This is a genomic window from Pseudoalteromonas sp. SG43-4 (genome assembly GCF_014164325.1).
Lineage (GTDB): Bacteria > Pseudomonadota > Gammaproteobacteria > Enterobacterales > Alteromonadaceae > Pseudoalteromonas > Pseudoalteromonas distincta.
Genome location: NZ_JACJFB010000031.1, coordinates 22369 through 28794 on the forward strand (window position 1 = coordinate 22369; position 6426 = coordinate 28794).

General features: G+C 40.6%; 5 protein-coding genes. 2 read left to right on the plus strand and 3 right to left on the minus strand.

The features are described 5' to 3' along the window. Positions 1-3: 3 nt before the first annotated feature. Complete coding sequence (gene yceD / locus H5160_RS19505) at positions 4-528, minus strand: 23S rRNA accumulation protein YceD (protein ID WP_007375269.1); 525 nt, start codon at positions 526-528, stop codon at positions 4-6. 131 nt (positions 529-659) lie between these two features. Here yceD and H5160_RS19510 point away from each other — a divergent pair, with 131 nt between their 5' ends. Continuing rightward, on the plus strand, positions 660-1259 hold the full coding sequence (locus tag H5160_RS19510; protein ID WP_182694138.1) for a nucleoside triphosphate pyrophosphatase: 600 nt from the start codon (positions 660-662) through the stop codon (positions 1257-1259). Positions 1260-1268: 9 nt separating this feature from the next. Here the strand turns inward: H5160_RS19510 and H5160_RS19515 are convergent, their stop codons facing one another. After that, positions 1269-1931: an HAD-IA family hydrolase gene (locus H5160_RS19515; RefSeq protein ID WP_182738454.1), complete on the minus strand. Its 663-nt coding sequence runs from the start codon at positions 1929-1931 to the stop codon at positions 1269-1271. Further along, positions 1928-2887 carry a 23S rRNA pseudouridine(955/2504/2580) synthase RluC gene (gene rluC, locus H5160_RS19520; protein WP_024596136.1) on the minus strand — a complete coding sequence of 320 codons (960 nt, stop codon included), beginning with the start codon at positions 2885-2887 and terminating at the stop codon, positions 1928-1930. Before rluC ends, H5160_RS19515 begins: the two co-directional genes overlap by 4 nt. Positions 2888-3658: 771 nt before the next feature. Between rluC and rne the strand changes: the two genes are divergently transcribed. Beyond that, the coding region (rne, locus tag H5160_RS19525; protein WP_182738456.1) for a ribonuclease E at positions 3659-6426 on the plus strand (2768 nt) is incomplete at its 3' end.

Below are 6426 nucleotides of genomic sequence, written 5' to 3' on the forward strand. Positions count from 1 at the left end.
CTCCTAAGAATCTTTCTTAAGTTGTTTCAAAATATCAAATGGATTAGGTTTATCATCTTCCGCCTTTAATACACCAAAGCTAGCAGGCTTTGCTGAATAACTGCATGAAGCTTCGTTGTGGGTAGCCACTAATGGAATTGCTAAAATTAGTTCGTCTTCAATTAAATCAAAAACGTTAACTTCACCATTTTCATCAAGTGCTACTTCGTCGTAGTCTTCAGGAAAAATATCTAACTCTGTATCTTCACCTACTGGTGAATATGCAAAGTCTTGAACCAAATCCAACCCTAAATCACCATTACAACGTTGACAAATGACAGTAACATGTGTGGACAAATTGCCTCTAATCACAGCGAAACCTTGATCATCGTTTTTGCAATGTATTTTTACCGCTATTTCACCTACTTCTTCCTGCACAACTTTCTCTAAACGAGTAAGTTTTTCAAGCGGTACAATTCCGTCATACTTTAAACGGTGCTGCGCTGCTTTGCCTGGATGAAGAGTGATGGGAATTTTCACCTTTTGCATAGGGGCTGCATCATATAGATAGTTAGTTTGTTAGTCAAAGTAAAAAACCATTTTTACTTGGTTTTTAACGTGTTTTACTCTCGGATCTGATTTATCCTAACTCAATCTGAATTATCGTAGGAAAACAGTCCATGAAGCTTCCACTCATTTTAGCGTCAAGCTCGCCTTTTAGGCAGTCTTTATTACAAAAATTTAATTTACCCTTTGATACGTTTTCACCCGACGTTGACGAATCAGCACTTGAATGCGAAACACCTACTGAACTGGTTAAGCGTTTAAGTGAGTTAAAAGCCTCAGCAGCTAATAAACATTTTAAAAAAGGGTTAGCAATTGGATCAGACCAAGTCGCTGTGTTTAACAATCAAATTTTAGGTAAACCGCACAATAAACAAAATGCTCTAAAACAACTAAATTTATTTAGCGGTAATACTGTAACATTTTTAACTGGGCTTTGTGTTTACGATATTGTAACTGGAACAAAAAAAACCTGCGTAGAACCTTTTAATGTGACGTTTAAAACCCTAAGTGATGCACAAATTAGTGCTTATTGCGACGCAGAGCAGCCTTATAACTGTGCTGGCAGCTTTAAAAGTGAAGGGTTGGGTATCTGTTTATTTGAAAAACTAAGCGGAGACGATCCTAATAGCTTAATTGGATTACCATTAATTAAACTCAGCCAATTACTGGCTGAGTTTGGTATTGATGTGCTTACCGCTCAAAACAAGTTCTAGTTAAATAAATTAGCCAAGCAAAACCTGTTGCAATTGCAGATAATTATCTACCATTGCAACAGGGCTAAGCTTATTTAGCTGATGTGCGTTGTGTACACCCATTGTTACGCCAATTCTATCCATGCCTGCAGCTTTTGCCATTGTCATGTCTATTTGAGTGTCACCAATCATTACAGCGTCTTGAGCGCTTATGCCAAGTTCTTCAAGTAATTGATACAGCATATCCGCAGACGGCTTAGACAGTCCGTCATCGCTTGTACGTGTTGCACTAAAAAAATGTCTAAGTTGGCTTTGATCAAGCAAACGCTCTAATCCATCTCGACCTTTACCTGTTGCAACCGCTAAAACAATGCCCTGCTCTTTTAAGGCACCTAAAACGCTAACAACATTATCAAATACAGGAGTTGGCGTGGTATCAACACTATATTGGTGTTTATACCCCTTAATTAGCGCTTGATGCTGCGCGGCATTATTGGGAAATAAAACATCAATTGCTTTTTCAAGCGACATACCAATGATATTTTTAATTGCTAAATCACTTGGCGCCACTAAATTAAGTGACTCAGCACTACTACGAATACAGTTAACTATTTTAGTGACTGAATCCATAACGGTGCCATCCCAATCAAAAATGACGAGCTTATATTTTTTAATCGGCGTCACTGCAATCACTGTTTTGCGTCTCGTAATTTTAGTAATGTATTTTTAAGCGTTTTATCAAGAGGCGCTTCAATACGCATCGTTGTTTCGTTTTTAGGATGATAAAAACTTAAATCGTGTGCATGTAAGAATAAACGGTTTAACCCAACTTTACGCATAGATTCATCAAATCCCTGGTCACCGTATTTATCATCGCACGCGATAGGATGACCTTTACATTGCGTATGAACACGAATTTGGTGCGTACGTCCTGTAACAGGAGATGCTTGTACAAGTGAGCAATCGTTAAAACGTTCAAGTACTTTAAAACGCGTATGCGAAGGCTTCCCCTCAGTGTTATCTACACGTACTACGCGTTCACCCGATTTAAGTGTATTTTTACGCAGCCCTTCGGTAACGTTTTTAGTTTTAGAGTCCCACTGCCCTTCTACAAGTGCCCAGTAATTTTTTTCCATGGTTTTTTCACGAAGCTGTTCATGCAATGCTGTTAACACCGAACGGCGCTTTGCAATAAGTAAACAGCCCGATGTATCACGGTCAAGCCTGTGAACTAGCTCAAGATTGCGCTCTTCTGGGCGAAGCGCGCGCAGCGCTTCAATTAAACCATAACTTAAACCACTGCCACCATGAACAGCCATACCTGAAGGTTTATTTATGACGATAAGGTATTTATCTTCAAATAAAATATCGTTTTCTAGGCGAGTTACTTTGTCTAACTTTGATGGTACAAACTCTTCACGCTCAGCAACTCTGATAGGTGCAATACGCAGTACATCGTCAAGCTGTAGTTTATATACAGGCTTAATACGCTTTTTATTAACGCGTACCTCACCTTTGCGCAAAAGTTTATAAATAGCGCTTTTAGGCACCCCTTTTAAATGGGTAATAAGAAAGTTATCAATACGCTGACCTAAATGGTCTTCATTGATCGTGACATAAGTTACTTGTAAGTCGTTTTTTTCTGACATTGCCTAATCACTAATTTAAGTAAAATAATTTAGTTGCTAACACTGTAATAATAGTGGGATAATCAGCAGCGCAAATATTTAGTATTTGCAAATAACAACGGTGCTTTTTAACACATTAAAACATTCGTGATGCACATTCTGGGTAGCCGATCATACAGATCCGAGTTAAGTTTTCCAAAGCTTTTATGCCTCCTCAGTTAACACGTGCGATCAATTAACGGCAATGCGCGTAATATATTGCTGGTTAAGTTTGAACATGAAGCGATTTTTAATGTGCTAGAGAAAGCAATGAACAGATAATTTGTCTGATAGTGACGACGTAAAAAACGTCGTTCAGCACTAGCTCAATTATTGTAGTACCGTACAGCAGCTTATTTAGAATTAAAAAATCTAATAAATAAGCGTTCATTAACATCGGCAGCGATTTTTGCTCTTAAAACGGATATTAGCGATACATCAGTATGTATTGCTCACCAACTTAATGAGCCCTACGCGCCTAATATGAATGATATTTAGTAAGATTAATATGACAGGCCGACTTCTGGGTAAAACTTGTAAACGTAGCTGAAAAGCCGACAGTTTTAGCACCATTAAGAATTTAATAGCGGTAATAATCGCTATTGTTTGCCAGCATTTAAAATACTGCATACGAGATACAGAGCCGTTCCGTTAAAGACCCAGTCGTGAGGCTGCACATTCTAAAAATAGGGACAACTGAACAGGCGAGAAAAACATCGTCATGTCAGCGACATAAATAAGTAGAGTAACAATATGAAACGTATGCTAATCAATGCAACGCAGCAAGAAGAAATGCGCGTAGCACTGGTTGATGGCCAGCGCCTTTATGATTTAGATATCGAAAGCCCAGGTCACGAACAGAAAAAAGCCAATATTTATAAAGGCAAAATCACTCGCATTGAACCATCTCTTGAAGCAGCATTTGTTGATTACGGTGCCGACCGCCATGGTTTCCTTCCTTTAAAAGAAATTGCACGTACTTACTTCCCTGCAGGTTACACTTTTCATGGTCGCCCTAACATTCGCGACGTAATAAAAGAAGGTCAAGAAGTAATAGTACAAGTTGATAAAGAAGAACGCGGCCAAAAAGGCGCAGCGTTAACTACTTTTATCAGTGTTGCTGGTAGCTATTTAGTTCTTATGCCTAATAACCCTCGTGCTGGCGGTATTTCTCGTCGTATTGAAGGTGATGAGCGAACTGAACTTAAAGAAGCTTTAGGTCGTTTAGAACTACCTAAAGGTATGGGCTTAATCGTTCGTACAGCGGGTGTTGGTAAATCATTTGAAGAACTTAACTACGATTTAAAAGCACTATTAGTACATTGGGATGCAATTAAACAAGCAGCCGATAGTGCTAAAGCACCGTTTTTGATTCACCAAGAAAGCAACGTGATTTTCCGCGCAATACGCGATTATTTACGTCGTGACATTGGCGAAATTTTAATTGATAAACCTCGTGTTTTTGAAGAAGCTAAAGCGCACATTGAGCGTTTTCGTCCTGACTTTATGAGCCGTGTTAAGCTTTATCAAGGTGACACTCCTTTATTTACACATTACCAAATTGAAAGCCAAATTGAGTCTGCATTCCAGCGTGAAGTACGTCTTCCTTCTGGTGGTTCAATTGTAATTGACCCTACTGAAGCACTGACATCTATTGATATCAACTCGTCTAAGGCAACTAAAGGCGGCGATATTGAAGAGACAGCACTTAATACAAACTTAGAAGCGGCCGATGAAATTGCACGTCAATTACGTCTTCGTGACCTAGGTGGTTTAATTGTAATCGACTTTATCGATATGACTCCTCCACGCCATCAACGTGAAGTAGAGAATCGTTTAAAAGATGCAGCGCGCCCAGACCGTGCTCGCGTTCAAATTGGTAAAATCTCACGCTTTGGTTTACTTGAAATGTCGCGCCAGCGTTTGCGTCCTTCATTAGGTGAAGCAAGCCAAGGCCCATGTCCACGTTGTAGTGGCCAAGGTACTATTCGTTCAAACGAATCAATAGCACTTTCAATTCTTCGCTTAATTGAAGAAGAAGCAATTAAAGACAATACAGCACAAGTAAATGCACAAGTGCCTGTTGCTGTCGCCGCTTATTTATTAAATGAGCAACGTCGTAGTGTTCATCGCATTGAAAAACATCATAAATGTGACGTAGTGATTATTCCAAATCAACATATGGAAACACCACATTATGAAGTTATGCGCTTACGTAAAGACGAAACACTTGAAACTGTAAGTTACGGACAAGTTGTTGCACCGGAGCCTGAAGTATTCGAGATGTCAAAATCTCCAAGTACGCCAGTCCGTGAAGAGCCGATGCTAAAAGGCGTGGTAATGCCTTCTACTCCTGCTCCACAAGCAGCGCCAGCTAAAGCCGTAGAACCTGCTGCGATAGCACACACTAAAACTGAAGGTGGCTTACTAGCTGCTATTGGTAATTGGTTTAAGTCGTTATTTGCAAGTGAATCTGAAGAAGAGAAAAAAGAAGCTGTAGAAAAAGAGCAGCAAGAAACGCGCAACAATGCGCGTCGTGGTAACGATAATCGTCGTCGTAATAACAATCAACGTCGTCGTAATAATAACCCACGCACTAACAAGCCGCGCAATGAGCGTCCAGCCGCTGAAGAGGAAGCTAAAACTGACTCAGCAGCAAGCACCGAGACTCAAGAGAGAAGCGAGAACCGCAACAAGCGCCGTCGTAATCCTAACTCTCGTAAGCGCCCAGAGCATAAAAACCAAGAAAAAGATCAAGTTAAAACTGAAGCCCCTGCAAAGGCGGAAGTAGAAACTGATTCTAAGCCAGCACAAGCTGCAGAGCCTAAAGAGCAGAAGCCTAAAGTTCGCCGTCAACGTCGTAACATACGTAAAAAAGTACGTCTGCAAGATGAAAAAGCTGAGCAAGCTAACTCAACAGAGCAAGCACCTGAGCAAACGGCTGTAACTGAAACTCCACAAGTTCAAGAGCAAGCTCCTGCTGTAGAAAAGCAAAAGCAAACTCCGGCAGAAAAAACAGCTCACATTAAAGAAGAGAAAGTTGATGTTGTTGATTCTAACGATGAAACAGCAACTACTGAAGACGAACAAGAGCAAACACGTACACGTTCACGTCGTTCTCCTCGTCATCTTCGTGCATCTGGTCAACGTCGTCGTCGCCCTGAAGGTGAAGCAGAAGTTAAATCTGATGAAGCCCCTGCATTTATTCCAGTTGCTGATCAAGCTGCTGCAGAATACGAAGCAGAACTTAAAGCGAAATCAGAAGAAACACCGGTAGATGCGTCGCAACAAGTTGAACAAGCCGTTGCGGTTGAAGACTTAGCAAAAGTTGAAGCTGTAGAAGAGCCAGTAAAAGCTAAAGAACCGGCTAAAGCTGAAACGCCAGTAGCCACTGAAGAGCCAGTTAAAGTTGAAACACCAGTAGCAACTGAAGAGCCTGCTAAAGTTGAAACACCAGTAGCAACTGAAGAGCCTGCTAAAGCTGAAACGCCAGTAGCCACCGAAGAGCCAGCTAAAGCTGA

Bases quoted from the DNA above. Each gene is read 5' to 3' on its own strand.
- rluC (WP_024596136.1), bottom strand. From the start codon at position 2,887: ATGTCAGAAAAAAACGACTTACAAGTAACTTATGTCACGATCAATGAA.
- yceD (WP_007375269.1), bottom strand. From the start codon at position 528: ATGCAAAAGGTGAAAATTCCCATCACTCTTCATCCAGGCAAAGCAGCG.
- H5160_RS19510 (WP_182694138.1), top strand. From the start codon at position 660: ATGAAGCTTCCACTCATTTTAGCGTCAAGCTCGCCTTTTAGGCAGTCT.